We start from the raw sequence: 17,038 nt of genomic DNA on the forward strand, positions 1-17,038 counted from the left end.
ACATGAGTCAACCAGATGTGTATGTGCCATCTTGTTTGAGACCGATTGATGAAGACGGTTTGAACAAACTGTCTGAAAACGGCAAAGCCAATCCCAATACGATCAAGACCCTGAAAAGCAAGACCGTGCTCGACGGTCAGTTCAAGAATGTGAACTATGTGCGTGACCTGGAACCAGTGGTGGTGGATGAGCCGCCGGGATTATTGGGCGAAGACACAGCCCCAAACCCGTCCGAGATGGCCTTGCTGTCTCTGGGTTCCTGTCTGTCGGTTGGGGTGCAGGCCAATGCCACCGCTCGCGGTATCACGCTGACCAAACTGGAAATCAGTCTGGAAGCGGACATCAACATCACAGCGGTCTGGGGAACGGGCGATCTCGACCCGGACAAACACCTGGGTGTGCAAGTGGTTCGTGCTTATTACGACATCGAATCTCCGGACACGTCTCGCGAAGACCTGGACGATTTGATCAAGCACGCCACCAAATGGTCACCTGTGGCCAACACCTATATGAATAAAGTGGATGTGGAGCCGTCGCTGGTTTAAACAGTCGGCTGAAACGGGGCAGTCATTGCCCCGACTGACTGAATCGGAGGGAGAAGATGATTCGTCAAATTGTAGAACAGGATTTAAAGGCTTTAACCGTCAAGATTGACCATGGGCTTTACACCACCGAGGTGATGAGCAAAATCGGCAAAGCCGGTGGGTTTCGTCATCACATCGCCTCACAGAATAATGGCGACATTGATCTGTTCGGCACCATCAAAGACATGGCCACGGTATCCGAAGAATGCATGTCCACGGGCTTTATGATGTGGACACAGGCGGTTTGTACCTGGTACATCGAAAACTCGGACAATGATTGGCTCAAGTCGGAGATTCTGCCAAAAATGGTGGACGGCGACTGTTTCGGTGCCACCGCTTTGTCCAACCCGATGAAATACCTGGCAGGCATTGAGGAGTTGAAACTCTCGGCGACCGAGACGGAGGAAGGCTTCATCATCAATGGCACCTTGCCTTGGGTTTCAAACCTGGAAGCCGGTTCCAGTAAACACTTTTTCGGGTCAATTTTTTCCGTACACCACAAAGACGGTGAGCGTGACCGTGATGTCATGGCGCTGATCCCCTGTGATCTGGAAGGCCTGGCGCTCAAGCAAATGGCCGAATTTGTGGGCATGGAAGGCACCGGGACCTATTCGCTGGTGTTTGATAATGCATTCCTGCCCAAAAAGTATCTGATGGCGGACCCACTGCTGCCGTATTTGAAGCGCATCAAAGCCGGCTTTATTCTGCTTCAGACCGGGATGGCTGCGGGTGTGATTCAAGGGGCGATCAACGATATGAACAAGTCGAATCTGACCCTTTCGGAGATCAATGAATACCTGGATGAGCCACCGGAAGATTTGCAGGAAGATCTGGATGACGCGTTGGAAATGATTGAAGGCCTGTGTGAGGACCCGTTCAATGCGGACGAAGAATTTCTGCGTTCGGTGCTGGAAGCCCGTCTGTTGGGGGCTGAGATCTGCAAACGCGCTGCGGACTCGGTGATGCAGCATGCCGGTGCCAAAGGGTATCTGGTGGATGCGGCCGCGCAACGAAAAATGCGTGAAGCCTACTTTGTGATCATTGTGACCCCATCGATCAAGCATCTGCGTAAAGAACTTTCACGTCTGGAAGCCGCCTAAGCGGCATCAATGGAGGTGACCATGACTCAACCCTATCAGAAGTATATTTGTAAAACCTGCGGCCTGATTTATGACGAGGCCGAGGGCGATCCGGATTCCGGTCTGGCGCCGGGCACGCGTTTTGAAGACATTCCGGACGATTGGCAATGTCCATTGTGTCTGGTGACCAAGTCGGATTTCATTCCGTTGGAAGAGGCGCAGGCCCGTCAGAAACGTGCCACGGGTGAACAGAAGAAGGTGCGCAGTGACGCCGATGTCTTGATCATTGGCGCCGGTTATGCCGGCTGGCAGGCCGCAGAGGCCATCCGCGAAGCACAGCCAGAGGCGTCGATCACGATGCTGACCGCCTGTGACGGGGCGGTTTATCCCAAACCGGCTTTGTCGATGGCGCTGAGTCAGGGACGCGATCCGTCCTCATTGGTGGAAGCCACGGCGCAGGAAAAAGCCGCGGAACTGGACATGGCGGTCAAAACCCGCACCCGCGTGATGTCGATCAACGCCAAACGCAAGAAAGTGACCACCACCACCGGGAGTTTTCGTTATCAGAAATTGATTCTGGCCACGGGTGCGCAAGCCATGAAGCCCTCTTTGGAAGGCGAGGCGGCGGATGCGGTGATGACACTGAACGACCTGGCGGGTTATCGAAAATTCCGCGAGGCATTAGCCGATGCCCAGCGTGTGACCGTAATCGGGGGTGGCTTGATTGCGACCGAAATGGCCGAAGACCTGATCAGTCAGGGGTATGGCGTGCAAATGCTGGTGCGCGGTGCCAACCTGATGAGCCAAATTTTGCCCGAAGCCATTGCGCATACGCTGGCCAATAAGCTGACCGCCAAAGGCGTGGAGATTGCGTTTCATTCTCAAGCGGAACGGGTTGACCCAATTGATCAGGGTTATCGCATCACGTCCGATCAGGGTGAGCATTTTGACGCCGATCTGGTGCTGGCGGCCGTGGGCCTCAAGCCCAATCTGGGTTTGGCGAAAAAAGCCAAACTGGACACCGGGCAGGGCATTACCATCAACGCCCACTGTCAGACTTCGGACCCGGATGTGTATGCGCTGGGTGATTGCGCCGAGGCCGACGGAGTGATTCAGGCCTTTCTGGAACCGATTCGCCGTCAGGCCAAAGCACTGGCCGATCACATCAGTCAGGCACAGACCGGGGCGACCTTTGAGGTGCATCCGACCCTGATCAAAACCAAAACCCCAAGTCTGTCGATAATGTTGAGTCCGCCGTTGAAGGCGACGCATGGGCACTGGGAGCAGAGTGCGCTGGTGGGCGACAACCAACAGCTCTACTACCGGGATCAGGAAACGGTCACCGGGTTTGCTCTGAGTGGGGAGTTTGTCAATAAAGCCTCCGAATTGTACAAAACCCTTGTGCATGAAGCGGCCTGACCGACAGAGAGGTTGATCCGCCTCTTTAAGCTGATAAACGATGCCTCAGTCACCCCAGTTGACTCAGTCTTGAACTGAGTGACTGGGGTTTTTTTATGTCTGGCGTCCGGCCAAGGGTGTTTTGAATGCCTTTTTGACCAGGCCTGGTCAAAAAGGCAGGGTCGAGACAGGTGTGTTCAGGCAATGCCCAGTTTTTTGAGTCGGTAGTTGAATTGACGCGGGGTCATGTTCAGGCGCAGGGCGGCGCGGGTTTTATTACCATGAGACAGGGCCAGGGCCTGTTTGAGCTGGTCAACTTCGGCGTCACTGACTCGCCAGTAAGGCCGTTTCTGCTGCGGGTCATCGGCCAGTGTATGAGGCCCGTACGCCTGGGTTGCATCACTGTCTGTCTGAAAGGACAGCCCTTCGGTGGACGACGGCGATCCGATCTCGGGTTCCGCACGGCGTGATGGCGGCGCCTGCATTAATTCAATGCCGCTTTCTTCCTGAATGATCTGTTCAATCAGGTTGGCCGAAATCAGACGCCCGTTCTCGGCCAGGAGCACGGCCCGTTTGATCACGTTTTCCAGCTGACGGATATTGCCCGGCCAGCTGTAGCTTTCCAGAAAGTGGACGGCGGTGGGGTCAAAGATGGCGCTGGCCTGGTATTCCTGGTTGGCCTGGTTAAGAAAATGCCGCGCCAGCAATCGGATGTCGCCGTCTCGTTGCCGCAAAGGCGGCAACTCAATCGGAAAGACGTTCAAACGGTAGAACAGATCGAGTCGAAAGTCCCCGCGGTTGACCGCCTGGTGCAAGTCTTTGTGAGACGCCACAATGATGCGGGTATCCACTTTGATCGGGCGGGTGCTGCCCACACGCGTCACACTGCGCTCTTCGAGCACGCGCAAGAGTTTGGCCTGAAGACCAAAATCGAGGTCCCCGATTTCATCCAGAAACAGGGTGCCGTGGTTGGCCAGTTCGATTTTGCCCTGTTTCATTTGCGTCGCGCCGGTGAAAGCCCCTTTTTCATGGCCGAACAGTTCCGATTCCAACAGCTCCTGTGGAATGGCGGCACAGTTGATCGCAATAAAAGGCGCATCCTGACGATCCGAGGCCAGGTGCAGCATGCGCGAAAAGCGCTCTTTACCGGTGCCGGATTCGCCTTTGAGCAAGACGGTCACAGGCGTGTGAATCGCTTTTTCCGCTTTGTTGAGGGCCGAGCGCAAGGCCGGGCTGCGACCGATGATGCCGTATTGGCTGCCCTGTGAAATGGCCTGAGCGCGCAGTTGTTCGTTTTCTTCCTGCAGGACCTGGGTTTGGGCTTTGATCATGGCGTGCACCGCCAGGATTTCACTGATAAACAGAGACATTAATTTGAGTATGCCCAGATCCTTGTCAAAGGCGCGTGGTCGGTTGGCCAGGCGATTGACCGCGAGTACGCCCACCACGGCTTTGTTACGGATAATCGGCGTGGCCAGAAACGCCACGGGTTCCTGCGGCAGGGTGGCTCGGTCGACGGTCCGGAACAGATAGTCGTCCTCCTGGTCAATGTCAGGAATGATCACGGGCGCGCCGGTGTGCATCACCCGTCCACTGATGCCTTCGCTGATCCCGAACCGGCCCTGGGTAACCTCATCTGGGGTCAGGCCGTAACTGTAAGCGGTATAAAGAAAGCCGGTGGCGCTTTCCTGCAGAAGCACCCGCCCGCGATTGAGGCCCATCTGACGCGAGATGAGGCTGAGAATGGTGTGAATGGCCTGGTCGGGATCAAACGATTTTTCAATCTGTTCGGCGGCGCTTTGGATGACCAGGTATTCGGATTGATTGGCGATGTCCAATGATTCTTGATTTTGCATAATGATGGCCTCAGTTGGCGTATTCGGCGGCGGGTATTTTGTTTTACAATCCCTGTTATGCTGTCAAACTCGGGTCGAAAGGACGGCCCGTTTCAAGGAGTGTTCCGATGCCGATTGCCTGTTCCCTTTATGATCAAATTGAAATTGCGATCATGCGACAAACCTTGGTTCGGTTGCGGTTTGACGCGGATCAGCCTGATTATTGTGGCCGTTTGCGTGATGTGTTCGCTCAAAACGGTCAGGAATTTGTGATCACTCAAGCCGGTGATACCCTTTCGCTGCAATCGCTGTCGGCGATAGAACGCATAAACCCCTTGCCAAGCGAACCTGACAAAGGGTTGGGTTGAGCAAAACAGCGTGAATGAGTTCATGCCGTCATCTCATTCCACCCGCCATGAGTAGCGTTTGATCAGCGCCACCGCTGTCGCATCCAGCAAATAGCCGATGAGCCCGATCACCACCACAATCGCGGCGAGCGTGTCATAATCCAGCGTGTCGCGCGCATCATTGATGGCGTACCCCAGTCCGGAGGTGACCCCGAGGTATTCCGCAGGTACCAGAACCACCCACGCCACCCCGATGGCCAGACGAATGCCGGCAAAGACATCCTGGGCAATCGCGGGCAGGATGACCCGACGCAGCATTTGATAGCCATCGGCGCCCAGGTTTTTGGCGACCTGAAACCAGTTGGGGTCAATCCGTTGCACCCCATGAGCGGTGCCAAACACGATGGGCCAGACGGTTGCCATCACCAGCAGGAAAATAATCGCCGCATCCCAGGTTTCAAACGCCAGGACCGCAATTGGCATCCAGGCCAGTGGACTGATCATGCGCAGAAACTGAAACGGCATGTTGGCAATCTGGCGCACCATCAGGAAATAACCCACCAGAATCCCGGTGGGCACGCCGATGACGATGCCCCAGAAAAGCCCGATCATGATCCGGTAGAGACTCGAATAAATCGTCTCCCAGATGCTGCCGGTTTCGATCAGATACCACAGTGCCTGAAAGGTCGGCCCGGGCGCAAAATTGGCAAACGCCTGAGTGTCCGGGTTGCTGGCAATCAACAAACCGCCGATCCACCAGACAAACAGCAGTATGCCCATGCCCAGGGTGGCATTGGTCAGGTTCTGAAGCCAACCGGGCCAGCGTTGGTAGCCGGCCCACAAACCGCCTATAGACATTGTGGGCCGTGTGGCGGTGACATCACTCATAGTTTGAACACCTCTTTACGGTTGGTTGGATCATCTGGATTGACGCCTTTGACACGGCCCCAGGCGTTCTGACTGTCCATGGCGTTTTTGACAAAGTCGTAATTGACCAGGTCTTTGGTCACAAAATCAGTGTCCAGGTCCTGCAGGAAGGTAATGTCGCCCCCGACCAGCGTCTCTTTGAGCTGCTCGACAATGAATTTGGTCGCCGTCGGATAAGGGTAGGGGTTGAAGTCAATGCGCCCGATGTCCCAGTCTTTGTGCTGGATCGCATCCGGGTAATGGTCCGGGCTGTAGTCGGTCATGGCTTTGAGCACCACCTTGGCTTTCATCGGCAGATAGCGTTCGCCTTCGCGCGACAGCAGCTTGGCGACTTCTTCCTTGTTTTCCTGTGCATACAAAGCGCCTTTGACCACGGCATTCATCACTTTCTGCGACCATTCGGGGCGCTCATTGACGTCCTGGTCGTGCATACAGGTCACACAACAAGGGTGGTTCTGCCAGATGTCACCGGTAAAGCGCAGCATTTTCGCGCCTGCCAGCACTTCGCCTGCGGCGTTAAACGGCTCGGCCACGATGAAGGCATCGATTTTCTTGGCGGCCAGCGCCGGTGGCATATCCGGCGGTGGCATGATCTGCAGGTTGACCTGATTGGGCTTGAGCGGATCGGTCTGATCCTGAATCACCGGTTCCAGCCCGGCGTTTTTCAACGCCATCTGCAGCACGATGTTGTGCATGGAATACCAGTAAGGCACAGCGATTTGGGTGCCGCCCAGTTCGGAGAAGTCTTCAATTCCGGTATGGCGTCCGACTACCAGCCCGGAGCCGTTGGTGTGGGCCCAACCGGTGATGGTAACCGGGAAGTTGTTGTTATAGCGCATCCACACCGGAATCGGCTTCAAAAAGTGCACCAGGTTGAATTTACCCGCGGCAAAGCCTTCGATCAACGGCGACCAGCCACGAATCAGGGTGGGTTTTTCCGCTTTCAGGCCTTCTTCTTCAAAAAAGCCTTTGGCGTGGGCAACCAGCAAGGCGCTGGCATCGGTGATTGGCAGGTAGCCGATGCGCACCACCTCGTCTTCGGGCGGGGTCATGTTTGCAAACGCCTGAGACGACAGTCCCATGGACGCGGCAAGGCCCCCGGCGGTCGCCAGACTGTCCAGAATGAACTCCCGGCGTCCTTTTTTCGGGTTGAAGACGTAATCGCCTGAGGCGTGGTTTTCGCAATCACAAAATTGACACATGATCTTTCTCCGTTATGGCTGTGGTTGGGGCGCTTAGCCGGCGTTGGCCATGGCTTGTTGTTTTGCCTGATCGATTTTTTCGAATTCGGCAAACAGGGTTTCTTTGAGGTTGATGAATTGGGGTTGGCTGCGTTCACGCGGGTAGCCCAGTGGCACGTCGAGGTCGCCCACGATTTCCCCCGGGTTCTGGCTCATGATGATCACCTTGTCGGCCATGGCGATGGCTTCTTCGATATCGTGGGTCACCATCACCATGGTGATGCCCTGGTCGTGGCAGATTTCCGCGACTTCGTCCTGCAACTGGGTGCGGGTAAAGGCATCCAGCGCTGAAAACGGTTCGTCCAACAGTAGAATGTCGGGCTCGGTTGCCAGAGAACGCGCCAGAGCGACACGCTGTTGCTGGCCACCGGAAAGCTGCTGGACGTTTTTGTCCTTGTGTTCGCTCAGGCCCACCATGTCGAGCAGCGACTCAACACTGTCCTTTTTCTGTTCGTAGGTGCCGGCAAACACCAGCCCCAGCGCGGCATTCTCACGAACACTCATCCAGGGGTAGAGGGAAGGCTTCTGGAACATCATGTTCCATTTGGCGCTGGGCTTGGTGACGGTATGCCCACCGATGCGAACCGCGCCGTCGGAAGGAATCATCAGCCCGGCCATCATTTTCAGCAGGGTGGATTTCCCGCAACCGCTTCGTCCGATCAGTGCGGTCAGCTGACCTTTGGGAATGGTCAGTTCGATGTCCTTGATCGCCGGTGACGTTTGTTTGCGAAACGTGTGAGACAAATTGGCAATCCAGATGCTGGACGCTTTGTGTTCCTGTTGTGTCATAGACAAATCAATCCTTATGGCCCCTACGAGGCAATGCAATGTGGGGATACCCTAGCTTAGATGGTGCCATTCATTTTTTACTTATATAAAACAGATAGTTAATCAATTAAGTTAATAACTTATGTTAAAGGTCTGGGTTTGAATGTTTACAAAGTGGAACAAATCAGAAAAAAGAATGTCCACAATGTCTTGTATTGGTGCATTGAGGGCGCCGAATGTCCGGCGTCGGGACATAAAAAAGCCCGCTGAAAAGCGGGCAAAACTTGACTGCGGAGCAAACGCGGCGGGTTAGAATTTAGCCTGACCCCAGACCCACAGTTTCTGTGTGTCGACTTTGTAATCGTCGGCTGAGTAGCTGGCGTATTTCAAGCCCACCAGATAGTTTTTCTGGATCTTGCGTGCTGCCAATAGGTTCCATTCGCTGCCGTAATGATCGCTGGCGGTGTCGCTGTTGAAGTCATGGTAATGTGCGGCCAGTTTAAAGCCCGCCAGTTTGCCGGAGACCTTGGCATAGCGATCTTCCAGGCCATTGGCGGGGGTGCCGCCGACCGGTCCGATGAACTGATCGGCCCAACCGTTAAACAAGTGCACGGTGCCCAGCGGGGTCTGGTAGGCGTAGTCGCCATTGCCGCCCAGCGTTTCCTGACCCACGACAAATTTCACCCCCCCGGCTTTGAGACCCAGATCAAACCGAGTGTAATCGCCCCCCGCATTGTCCGAATCCGCGTACTCGCTCTGATCGCCGTATTCCAGGTGATAGCTCAAGCCCATTTTTTCAGCTAAGGGCAGTTGACCGGTCAGGCGAGCGCCGAGTGTGCGGCTGTCGGTTTGCGCGGCCAGATCATAATCCAGCCAGTAACCGTAACCGGTTAGTTTGGCCCAGTCGGCCAAGGCGTACTTGGCTTGCAAAGCGTGGGAACTCATTTCAATGTCCACGCCCACGGGGTTTTGCACCTCACCGATGAAGGCGTAGTTAAGCTTGAGTTTGGGCACGGAGGTCACCGCCAAATGCGCGCCAGTGTAGACCTGTTCATTCTGGCGCCAGCCCACGTTGCCCAGGTAACGGTTGTCAAAAATAATGCGTTGTTTGCCCAACGTCACGCTGTTGCCGGCGAACTGGTATTTTAACCAGGCCTGGTTGAGCGAGGTATAGGAAGGGTCGAGCACCACCGCCTTGTCGGCATCGCCGCCGGAGGCCGGTCCGGCTGGCACATAAAAGTCGTTACGGCTGCCCAGTGAGGCGGTGTCGGACATTTCCACAAATGCGCTGAAGCCATGGAAGGGCAACGTCTGATAACCGACGCGGGTGCGCTCGGTGAAAGCCGATGCATCGTCTTTGTTGTCCTGGCTGACGCCCTCGTAACGCACTCGAATGTCGAGGTTGGGGGTGCCTTGAGTAAAGGCTTCGGTCAGCGTGCTGGCTTCGGTTTTTTTGGGCGTTTGTTCTTGAGCCATGACGGGAAACATCGCCGGCAATAACAGACTGAAAGATAAAGGGCGCACAAAGCGCGACTGAATGGGGTTTTGCATGATGAATGATCTCCTTGGTTTCCCCAAGGGCTTTGCACCGCGTGTGCCAGAAATGCAAAAGACTCATGTTTTCATGGCGTTATCAAAAAATTCAATGAAAACAATCGTTTTTGAGTATTGAGAGTGTTAACAAACCCAGACAAAGCTTCACTTTAATGTTCGGGTTTGTCGGCTCGCATCACAGCACCCATTGCCAGTAAAGCAGGCCCGTAAGTGTGACCAGACTGATTCCGGCCAGATTGAAGAGCACACCGTACTGGGCCATCTGCTTGACGCTGACGGCACCGCTGCTCAGGGCAATGGCATTGGGCGGCGTGGAAATGGGCAGCATGAAGGCATAACTGGCGCTGACGGTCGCCACCATCATCAGCAGGCGGGGATCGAGCCCGCTTTGTTCGCACACCGCAAACACCACCGGCAGCACCATCGCAATCAGGGCGGTGTTGCTGGTAATCACGGTGCTGAAGGTGACCATGGCCGAGAGCAGTCCCAGTACCAGCCAGAGAGGATGCACGGCCAGTGTCTGTAAGGCCCAGGCGAGCCGATCCGCCAATCCGGTGCTGTCAAACGCCTGGGCGATGGCGAACCCGGCCCCGAACAGAAACAGAATGTCCCAGGGCAGGCGACGGGTGTCGGCCCAGGTCAGGATGCCGAAAGGCGGCAGAAACAGCATCAGCCCAAACCCGAGCAGCAGACCTTTTTCATTGAGTCCCGGCAGACTCCAGCCCACCGAAAGCAGAGTGTTGATCCCCAGCACCGCCACCAGCAGGTAAAGCAGACGCGCCACCTTTTTCTGATCGGTGCTCATGGGTTTGGGGTCAAAGTCCGCCATCAGCGGCGTTTGGTCGGTGCCCAGCGACAACACCCAGCCCAGCAGCACGAACATGGGCCCGATCAAGGGCAGGACCAGCGCGATCCACTCCCCAAACGCGATGGGGGCAATGTTGTGCTGGTCAAAAAACCCAAACAAGATCAGATTGGGCGGGGTGCCAATGGGCGTGAGAATGCCGCCGACACTGGCGCCGAACGCAATCGCCAGCGCAAAACGCATCTGCAGGCCGCGTTGATCGCTCAGAAACATCGCCAGCGGCATCAGCAACAGCGCGGTGGTGGTGTTGGACAAAAACGCACTCAACCCGCCCGATGTGATGGCCAGAGCAAAAATCATCCCGCGCGGGGTATTGGGAAACACGTTGAGCATCTGGCGCGAAATCAGGTGGTGCAGTTCGGTTTTTTCCACCGCCAGGGCGATCAGAAACCCGCCGATAAACAGAAAGATAATCGACTGGGCGTAATTGGGCGCGACCTCGTTGGTCCCGGTCAGCCCGAATAAGGGAAACAGGACAATCGGTAGCAGCGAGACCCAGCCCAGCGGCATGGCCTGGTTGGACCAGAGCGTCACCATCAGCGCAATCAGCCCCAGCAGAATCGCCTGGTCGCTGTTCAGCCATACTTGGCTCAGGGCAAAAATCACCAGGCCTGCTACCAGTGCCCAACCGAGTCCCCAAAGCGAAAACTCAGCGGGCTGGCGGGTCAGGGTCTCAGGCATCGGGCTGACAGATTTTCTGCTTTATCATGGCGCGAAAGGTCAAAGCCAGCAGTTTGAGGCAATAAAGGGCCAGCAACGCCACAGTGATCGCTGCCAGCCAGAAATAGCCCTCGTCCAGCGTGGCGCGATGCATGGCAAGACTCGCCATGGCAAACGCGGCAATGGGAAAGGTATAGGCCCACCAGGACAGAGCAAAGGGCAGTTTCTGGAATTTGGGCAGAGACGCCACCATCAACAGCAGCATGAACAGGGCGATGGAAAACAGCATCATCCCAAACAGGTTCAACTGGAGGTGATTCGTTAGGGTCACATAGCTGACAAAGCCGATGGCCGGTGGGGCGATGAAAATAAACAGGGTCGGCAGCAGCTTGGGCATCAGGCTTGGATGAAAAATAATCCGATAAAGCAAAATGCTAAATAGAATCGGCCAGAAAAACAGCCCCACGCTGAAGAAAAACCAGTTAACCTCGGCACTGGCGTGGGCGACCCCGGCCAATGGGACGACAATATTGCCCACAATCGGAATAAACCAGGCGGGATTGGCCTGCTCGATTTTGAAGTGTTCCAGATGCAGCCAGTGGTAAAACACCCAGAGCGTCAGCAACAGGTGTAGGACGGCGGCAAACAGCCATACCCAGAAAGAGGCGAGCATCCAGTCGAATTCGAGCAAAATTTTGCTGACCAGCAGGCCGCTGATGGTGAGGGTCGGCACAAAAAACAGGGCCACCGGATGGTTGAGTTCCGCCACCCAGGCCTGGGGATGTTTCAGGGCCTTGATGCCGTACAGCGTCAGCAAGCCCGCAAAGATGGTCAGGGTGATCAGCGCCAGTCCCACGGCTACGGGGGCGAGCCAGTTCTGATCAAACAACCAGGCCTGGTGATTTTTGAGGGTGATCACTGACAGGGTCAGGCCACCCAGCCCCATGGTCATACCAAAAAAAGCGGCGGGAAAATACGCCAGTCTTTGCATTAACGACATTGATGACTCCTTTGCAGTGAGCGGCCCGTCCCGGGCCAGTTTATAGATTAGTGTACGAGTTCCGAGCGGGTTTGCAATGACTGTCTGTTTTGTCTGAATTGATTCGAAAAACAACGCATGACATACCGCCTAAAATCCCCAAAAAATCTCATAATTTTACGTTAAGATGACGGTTTTCAATCCTGAGCCGATGTGAGCCATGACCACCGTGCCGATACCGCCCGAACTGCAGGCCGCACTGGGTGATACCAATTTCTTTTTTGTCCTGGATGCGCAGGGCCAGTTGACCGATGTCAGCGATAACATCCAGGCCGTTCTCGGCTATGAGGAGCACGAGTTTCTGGTGTCCTATCAGCGGTTTCTGACCCCGCGGCCGGAAAACGAACGGGTGGCTCACTTTCTAACGCAGGCGCTGTCAGGCCAGCCCACCCCCGCATTTTCGGTAGAAGTGTACGACGCCTCGGGACAATTGCGCTGGTTGCAGATTCAGTTGTTTCCCAAAGTAACGGACGCGCAACCGATCACGGAAGCCGAAGGCTTTGCCACCGATATTACGCCGTACAAAACCCTGCTTGAAGAGTCCTCGCGCCTGACCCAGCGGCTGGAACGGGCCCAGCGTCTGGCCAAAGTCGGTTTGTGGGAATACGATCATCTGACGGAAGATTTTTACTGTTCACCGGGACTGCACGCGATTCTCGAGGTCACTCAGTCCGACACCCCATTGAGCATTGAACGGTTTCTGGCGTTTGTGGAACCCGGGGATCGCTACCAGGTACGCCGGTTGTTTGACGCTTTGAATCAGGGGTCTTATCCTGTGGAAATTGCGTATCGACTGCGCCTGAAAGACGGGCGCCTGCGCCATGTGATCGGGGAGACGGAAACCCTGTTTGACCGTGACGGCCGAGCCCGTTTGACCACTGGGACCCTGCAGGACGTCACCGACTTTCATCTCACCGAGAAAAAAATCAGCCACATGCAGTCACTGCTGGCCGAAACCGAGAGTCTGGCGCAGATTGGCTCCTGGGAGCTTGATTTGGCCACACACCGTTTGCACTATTCCGAAGGGGCCTATCTGATTCATGGGTTTGAGCCCGGTTCGCGGGTGGTGCTCGAAGACGTGTTTGCGCAGGTCCCGGAAAACGACCGTCTGAAGATGCAGGCGGAGATCACCAAAGCGATCGACAGCGGTGAGGAGCATGAACTGACGCATGCCATTGTGCGCGAGGATGGCAAAAAGCGCTGGCTGTTGCAGCGTGGCGTGGCCAAATACGATCTGGCGGGCAAAGCGGTGCGTCTGGTGGGCACGGTTCAGGACATTACCGAACGTAAGATCGCGGAAGAAGAGCTGTATTATCTGGCGCATCACGATGCCTTGACCGGGCTGGCCAACCGTTCGTTGTTTACCGATCTGCTCAGTCAGGCGATTGCGGAAAACCAGCGCAACCACACCGCGTTTGCGGTGTTGTTCATTGATCTGGACCACTTCAAGGAAATCAATGATTCGCTGGGGCATGCACGCGGCGATGAGGTGTTGAAGCTCGTGGGTAAACGTCTGGAAAAATTGAGTCGGGATTCGGACACCATTGCCCGGCTCGGCGGCGACGAATTTGCGTTTCTGGTGCGTGGCCTGCACCTGCCTAGCGGAGCCGTGGTGGTGGCTGAAAAAATACTGGATGACTTGCGCGACGGGTTGGTGATCGATGAGGAGACCTATTACCTCAGCGCCAGCATCGGCATCAGCCTGTTCCCGGAAGACGGTGACACCCCCGATTTGTTGCTGCGCAATGCCGATGCGGCCATGTATCACGCCAAAGACAGTGACCGCAATACCTATGCTTTCTATACCCATGACCTGACGCAACAGGCGCTGGATCATGTGCAGCTGGACACCCAGTTGCGTCAGGCCATGATTCACCATCAGTTTGAGGTCTGGTTTCAACCCAAATACGATTGTCACAGCGGGCGCATTGTGGGCTCGGAAGCCCTGGTACGCTGGCAGCACCCGGAAAAAGGTCTTTTGCTGCCGGGCGCGTTCATTGATGAAGCCGAAAAAACCGATCTGATTGTGGACCTGGGGGAATGGATTTTGCACCAGGCCTGTCAGCATAATGCCCGCTGGCATCGGATGGGTCTGAACCCCGGACGGGTGTCGGTCAATATTTCGCCCAAGCAACTGTCAAAAGACCGCCTCAAATCGACCCTGCTCAATGCGCTGGGGACCTATCAGTGTGAACCCGACTGGATCGAGCTTGAGATCATCGAACGTTTTATTATGTCGCAACCCCGCCAGACGCTCTGGTTGCTCAACGAAATTCATGAGTTGGGCATTGCGCTGTCGATCGATGATTTCGGGACCGAATATTCTTCTCTGACCTACCTCAAGCAGATGCCGCTGAGCACCCTGAAAATCGACCGGGCCTTTGTCAAAGACATTCCCGATGATCCCAACGACATGGCCATCATTGAGGCCATGCTGGCGCTGGCGGAAAAATTCCAGCTGAAAACCGTGGGCGAAGGCGTGGAAACCGAAGCGCAACTGGCCTTTTTGCAGAAAGTCGGTGCCGACGCCTTTCAGGGCTTTCTGAAAAGCAAGGCGGTGCCTGCGGATGACTTTGAGGCCTTGTTGCGTGCACAGAATAACAAGGAGTCGACGTGACGGCCACTTTTTTGATTATCGAAGATCAGGTCTCCATGGCAGGCTTGCTTAAAAGTGAACTGGCGCGGCTGACCGATGCGCCCATTGAGGTATGTCATGACATGGCCGAGGCTCGGGCACTGATTGAATCCGGGCGGGAAATTGCGGTGTGTCTGACCGGGTTGCAGTTGCCGGATTCGCACGAAAACGAAATCATTCATCTGCTGCGCGCCCACCATATTCCCACGGTGGTGCTGACCGGCAGCTACAAAGAGTCCACCCGCCAGGCCATGTTCGAGCTCAAAGTGGCGGATTATGTGATCAAGGAGAGCATTGCGTCCATTCGTTATGCGGTGCAGATCACCCATCGGCTTTATCACAATGCCCAGCGCCATGTCTGGCTGCTGGGGCATGGTCAGCGCAGCAGTGCCAGGCTGTTGGGCATGCTGCGCACACACCGGTATCAGGTGCGGGCTTATGACTGCACCCGCACCCTGCTGGCCGACCTGAAAAAAGACCGTCCCAATCTGCTGGTGCTCGATGGCACTCAGACCGAGCCGGGCAATCACACCTTTGATCTGATCAATGTGCTGCGCCAGGATTACCTGCCCAGTCAGCTACCGATCATTGCCTGCGAAAGCAGTGAGCAGATTTCCAATGCCATCAAGTTGATGAAGTACGGGGTCAATGATTTTTACAATACCAGTTTCACCCCGGAAGAATTCTATGTGCGCGTCAACCAGAACATCGAACAGGCCGAGGTCTATCACAAAATTGAGCGTCTGTCGCAGCGTGACAGCCTGACCGGGCTCTATAACCGGCGCACGTTTTTTTCCAAGGCGCAGGCTGTGGTGCAGCAGGCTGAGGCAGAAGGCGGCTACTTTTTTGTGCTCATGGCCGACATTGATCATTTCAAACAGGTCAATGACACCCATGGCCATCAGAAAGGGGATGAAGCGATCGGGTTTGTGGCCCGTTGTCTGCGCGAGCAGTTTGCCTCAGGGCTGGTCGGACGTTTCGGCGGAGAGGAATTCTGTGTGATCGGTCGTCTGGCCGACACGCGGGAGGCCGAACAGGATGCCGAAGCGCTGCGTGCTCGCATTGAAGACGCGTCTTTGGCGCAGACCGGCGTGGCCTTCACCTTGAGTCAGGGCCTCACGTTTTCCGGGGCCTCGGTGGATGAGGCGGTCAAAAAAGCCGATGACGCCCTCTATCAGTCCAAAGCACAGGGCCGTAACCGGGTGACCTCTGTGTTTTAGGCTTGCGCCCGGTGGATTTAACCACTACAGTTGAAACCAGTCAGGCGCGCGCCATGAAAATCAGTGTGAGATTGAATCGTTATGTCTATTCCGATTGAAACCGTTAAAGCCGGTTGCCAACAATGCCAACGCCCATTGGGGTTTGATTTCACCTTTGCATTTCAGCCCATTGTGAACGTTGCCACCGGAGGGGTCTTCGGTTATGAAGCGCTGGTGCGCGACCCGGTGGAAAAGAATGCCTGGGCGGTGCTCCAGAAGGTCAATGACAGCAACCGTTATGCGTTTGACCAGGCCTGTCGTCAGACCGCCATCGGGCTGGCATCGGCGCTGAAGATGGACAAAATTCTCAGCATCAATTTTCTGCCCAATGCTGTGTATGAACCGGAGCATTGCATCCAAAGCACCATTCGAGCGGCCAGGCAGCATAATTTTCCGATTGAAAAAATCATGTTTGAAATCACCGAATCCGAACGGGTGGTGGATCAGCAACATTTGACCAATATCTTTCAGTATTACCAGAAACAGGGGTTTATCACCGCGTTGGACGACTTTGGCGCCGGGCACGCCGGGCTCAATATGCTGGCCAACTTTCAGCCCGGGGTTTTGAAGATTGACATGGAGTTGGTGCAAAACGTCAGCCGTGACCCGGTCAAAATGATCATCGCGCGCCATCTGGTGGCCATGTGTCAGGAAATGAATGTCATGGTGCTGGCCGAAGGCGTGGAAACACGGGAAGACGTTCAGTTTTATCAAGAATTGGGTGTGACCCTGATGCAGGGGTACTTTTTTGCCCGACCCGGCATTGAAACCTTACCCGAACCGGATTTCAGTCAGCTATAAGGGGGCTGGCCAAAATTATCTTTACATTCGGTCGCACCTGGGCCAT

15 protein-coding genes are annotated in these 17,038 nt (G+C 55.4%); 8 read left to right on the top strand and 7 right to left on the bottom strand.

Annotation, left to right across the window (positions count from 1 at the left end; all coding sequences use genetic code 11):
* Positions 1 to 2: 2 nt before the first annotated feature.
* Genes AVO41_RS00345 through AVO41_RS00355 form a run of 3 tightly spaced genes read left to right on the top strand, consistent with a single transcriptional unit; the run spans position 3 to position 3,082 of the window.
* The gene (locus tag AVO41_RS00345) at positions 3 to 545 is read left to right on the top strand and encodes an OsmC family protein (protein WP_068580925.1); all 543 of its coding nucleotides are present in this window, start codon (positions 3 to 5) and stop codon (positions 543 to 545) included.
* 56 nt (positions 546 to 601) lie between these two features.
* A complete protein-coding gene (locus AVO41_RS00350; RefSeq protein WP_068580928.1) occupies positions 602 to 1,684 on the top strand; it encodes an acyl-CoA dehydrogenase family protein in 1,083 nt (360 codons plus the stop codon).
* A 21-nt stretch (positions 1,685 to 1,705) separates the two neighbouring features.
* Positions 1,706 to 3,082: an FAD-dependent oxidoreductase gene (locus AVO41_RS00355; RefSeq protein WP_068583134.1), complete on the top strand. Its 1,377-nt coding sequence runs from the start codon at positions 1,706 to 1,708 to the stop codon at positions 3,080 to 3,082.
* A gap of 176 nt (positions 3,083 to 3,258) precedes the next feature.
* Here AVO41_RS00355 and AVO41_RS00360 read toward each other — a convergent pair whose 3' ends face one another.
* Positions 3,259 to 4,917, bottom strand: coding sequence for a sigma-54-dependent Fis family transcriptional regulator (locus tag AVO41_RS00360; protein ID WP_068580930.1), 1,659 nt, complete (start codon positions 4,915 to 4,917; stop codon positions 3,259 to 3,261).
* Positions 4,918 to 5,024: 107 nt separating this feature from the next.
* Here AVO41_RS00360 and AVO41_RS00365 point away from each other — a divergent pair, with 107 nt between their 5' ends.
* Positions 5,025 to 5,264, top strand: coding sequence for a Rho-binding antiterminator (locus AVO41_RS00365; RefSeq protein WP_068580933.1), 240 nt, complete (start codon positions 5,025 to 5,027; stop codon positions 5,262 to 5,264).
* A gap of 33 nt (positions 5,265 to 5,297) precedes the next feature.
* On the opposite strand, the gene AVO41_RS00370 is transcribed toward AVO41_RS00365, so the two are convergent.
* The 4 genes from AVO41_RS00370 to AVO41_RS00385 all read right to left on the bottom strand — a co-directional run bounded on the left by AVO41_RS00370 (position 5,298) and on the right by AVO41_RS00385 (position 9,730).
* Positions 5,298 to 6,131 (bottom strand): ABC transporter permease, encoded by an 834-nt coding sequence (locus tag AVO41_RS00370; protein ID WP_068580935.1) that lies wholly within the window; start codon positions 6,129 to 6,131, stop codon positions 5,298 to 5,300.
* Positions 6,128 to 7,372: an ABC transporter substrate-binding protein gene (locus AVO41_RS00375; protein ID WP_068580938.1), complete on the bottom strand. Its 1,245-nt coding sequence runs from the start codon at positions 7,370 to 7,372 to the stop codon at positions 6,128 to 6,130. Before AVO41_RS00375 ends, AVO41_RS00370 begins: the two co-directional genes overlap by 4 nt.
* A 33-nt stretch (positions 7,373 to 7,405) precedes the next feature.
* Entirely contained in the window at positions 7,406 to 8,200 is a 795-nt protein-coding gene (locus tag AVO41_RS00380; protein ID WP_068580941.1) for an ABC transporter ATP-binding protein, read from the bottom strand.
* A 288-nt stretch (positions 8,201 to 8,488) separates the two neighbouring features.
* Positions 8,489 to 9,730 (bottom strand): hypothetical protein, encoded by a 1,242-nt coding sequence (locus AVO41_RS00385; RefSeq protein WP_068580944.1) that lies wholly within the window; start codon positions 9,728 to 9,730, stop codon positions 8,489 to 8,491.
* On the opposite strand from AVO41_RS00385, the gene AVO41_RS10900 reads away from it, so the two are divergent.
* Positions 9,729 to 9,851, top strand: coding sequence for a hypothetical protein (locus AVO41_RS10900; protein ID WP_255357678.1), 123 nt, complete (start codon positions 9,729 to 9,731; stop codon positions 9,849 to 9,851). The genes AVO41_RS00385 and AVO41_RS10900 overlap by 2 nt on opposite strands.
* 57 nt (positions 9,852 to 9,908) lie before the next feature.
* Here AVO41_RS10900 and AVO41_RS00390 read toward each other — a convergent pair whose 3' ends face one another.
* Both AVO41_RS00390 and AVO41_RS00395 read right to left on the bottom strand, forming a co-directional pair.
* Positions 9,909 to 11,279 (bottom strand): SLC13 family permease, encoded by a 1,371-nt coding sequence (locus AVO41_RS00390; RefSeq protein WP_068580947.1) that lies wholly within the window; start codon positions 11,277 to 11,279, stop codon positions 9,909 to 9,911.
* Positions 11,272 to 12,258 (bottom strand): SLAC1 anion channel family protein, encoded by a 987-nt coding sequence (locus tag AVO41_RS00395; protein ID WP_068580950.1) that lies wholly within the window; start codon positions 12,256 to 12,258, stop codon positions 11,272 to 11,274. The genes AVO41_RS00390 and AVO41_RS00395 overlap by 8 nt, the downstream gene beginning before the upstream one ends.
* Positions 12,259 to 12,457: 199 nt before the next feature.
* On the opposite strand from AVO41_RS00395, the gene AVO41_RS00400 reads away from it, so the two are divergent.
* From AVO41_RS00400 to AVO41_RS00410, 3 genes are all read left to right on the top strand, one after another.
* Positions 12,458 to 14,914 (top strand): bifunctional diguanylate cyclase/phosphodiesterase, encoded by a 2,457-nt coding sequence (locus AVO41_RS00400; protein ID WP_068580952.1) that lies wholly within the window; start codon positions 12,458 to 12,460, stop codon positions 14,912 to 14,914.
* Complete coding sequence (locus AVO41_RS00405; protein WP_235584618.1) at positions 14,911 to 16,152, top strand: diguanylate cyclase; 1,242 nt, start codon at positions 14,911 to 14,913, stop codon at positions 16,150 to 16,152. The genes AVO41_RS00400 and AVO41_RS00405 overlap by 4 nt, the downstream gene beginning before the upstream one ends.
* Positions 16,153 to 16,233: 81 nt before the next feature.
* Positions 16,234 to 16,992: an EAL domain-containing protein gene (locus AVO41_RS00410; RefSeq protein ID WP_068580955.1), complete on the top strand. Its 759-nt coding sequence runs from the start codon at positions 16,234 to 16,236 to the stop codon at positions 16,990 to 16,992.
* Positions 16,993 to 17,038 lie beyond the last annotated feature (46 nt).

This window comes from Thiomicrospira sp. WB1 (genome assembly GCF_001507535.1).
GTDB lineage: Bacteria > Pseudomonadota > Gammaproteobacteria > Thiomicrospirales > Thiomicrospiraceae > Hydrogenovibrio.

What these genes read in the sequence shown, in the direction of transcription:
- AVO41_RS00345 (WP_068580925.1), top strand. Translation starts at nt 3, where the DNA reads ATGAGTCAACCAGATGTGTATGTGCCATCTTGTTTGAGACCGATTGAT.
- AVO41_RS00350 (WP_068580928.1), top strand. Translation starts at nt 602, where the DNA reads ATGATTCGTCAAATTGTAGAACAGGATTTAAAGGCTTTAACCGTCAAG.
- AVO41_RS00355 (WP_068583134.1), top strand. Translation starts at nt 1,706, where the DNA reads ATGACTCAACCCTATCAGAAGTATATTTGTAAAACCTGCGGCCTGATT.
- AVO41_RS00360 (WP_068580930.1), bottom strand. Translation starts at nt 4,917, where the DNA reads ATGCAAAATCAAGAATCATTGGACATCGCCAATCAATCCGAATACCTG.
- AVO41_RS00365 (WP_068580933.1), top strand. Translation starts at nt 5,025, where the DNA reads ATGCCGATTGCCTGTTCCCTTTATGATCAAATTGAAATTGCGATCATG.
- AVO41_RS00370 (WP_068580935.1), bottom strand. Translation starts at nt 6,131, where the DNA reads ATGAGTGATGTCACCGCCACACGGCCCACAATGTCTATAGGCGGTTTG.
- AVO41_RS00375 (WP_068580938.1), bottom strand. Translation starts at nt 7,372, where the DNA reads ATGTGTCAATTTTGTGATTGCGAAAACCACGCCTCAGGCGATTACGTC.
- AVO41_RS00380 (WP_068580941.1), bottom strand. Translation starts at nt 8,200, where the DNA reads ATGACACAACAGGAACACAAAGCGTCCAGCATCTGGATTGCCAATTTG.
- AVO41_RS10900 (WP_255357678.1), top strand. Translation starts at nt 9,729, where the DNA reads ATGATGAATGATCTCCTTGGTTTCCCCAAGGGCTTTGCACCGCGTGTG.
- AVO41_RS00385 (WP_068580944.1), bottom strand. Translation starts at nt 9,730, where the DNA reads ATGCAAAACCCCATTCAGTCGCGCTTTGTGCGCCCTTTATCTTTCAGT.
- AVO41_RS00390 (WP_068580947.1), bottom strand. Translation starts at nt 11,279, where the DNA reads ATGCCTGAGACCCTGACCCGCCAGCCCGCTGAGTTTTCGCTTTGGGGA.
- AVO41_RS00395 (WP_068580950.1), bottom strand. Translation starts at nt 12,258, where the DNA reads ATGTCGTTAATGCAAAGACTGGCGTATTTTCCCGCCGCTTTTTTTGGT.
- AVO41_RS00400 (WP_068580952.1), top strand. Translation starts at nt 12,458, where the DNA reads ATGACCACCGTGCCGATACCGCCCGAACTGCAGGCCGCACTGGGTGAT.
- AVO41_RS00410 (WP_068580955.1), top strand. Translation starts at nt 16,234, where the DNA reads ATGTCTATTCCGATTGAAACCGTTAAAGCCGGTTGCCAACAATGCCAA.